The 520-nt window shown below is 66.2% G+C and carries 1 protein-coding gene; it reads right to left on the bottom strand.

Going from position 1 to position 520, the window contains the following annotated elements:
* Positions 1-508, bottom strand: a 508-nt coding sequence (locus ACU8YC_RS26160) for a ComEC/Rec2 family competence protein (RefSeq protein ID WP_446896139.1), incomplete at its 3' end; no start/stop codon positions are given.
* Between the last annotated feature and the right edge of the window lie 12 nt (positions 509-520).

The following is a 520-nucleotide window of genomic DNA, read 5'->3' as shown; positions in this document are numbered from 1 at the left end:
CCTCCACACGAGGCGGGAATACCAGCGGCAATAGCAGCAGCAAACCCAGCGAACGCAGCGGAATACCCGCGGGCAGCAACAGCAACAGGACGCCCAGCCCGATTAACGCCAGCGCCCAGACGGGCAGGCCGACCGCAATCCAGGCGGGTTGCCAATTGGCTATCGCCGCCAGGACGTCGAACAGCAATGCCAGCGAATAGCCGACCACCGACAGCAGCGCTTCGCCAACCCCGGCCAGGGGCAGCAGGAGCGTACCGAGCAACGCAAAGGGCACGGTCAGACTCACCCAGGGTACGGCAAGCAGATTGGCCAGCGGCCCGCTCGCACTTACCGGCAGTCCGAGGGCCAGCAACAGCGGAAGCAGACCAAGGGTGGCCGCCCACTGCGCTCGGGTCAGGGCCATCCACCAGCGCCATGAGCCGAGCCGCCCCGAGAACGCCAATGCCAGAACCGCCACCGCTCCAAACGACAGCCAGAACCCGGGCTGCAATGTCACCAGAGGATCGATCAGTAGGACGCC

It is taken from the genome of Citrobacter sp. VF227, from assembly GCF_052950715.1.
This window is presented reverse-complemented; position numbering and strand designations above follow the sequence as displayed.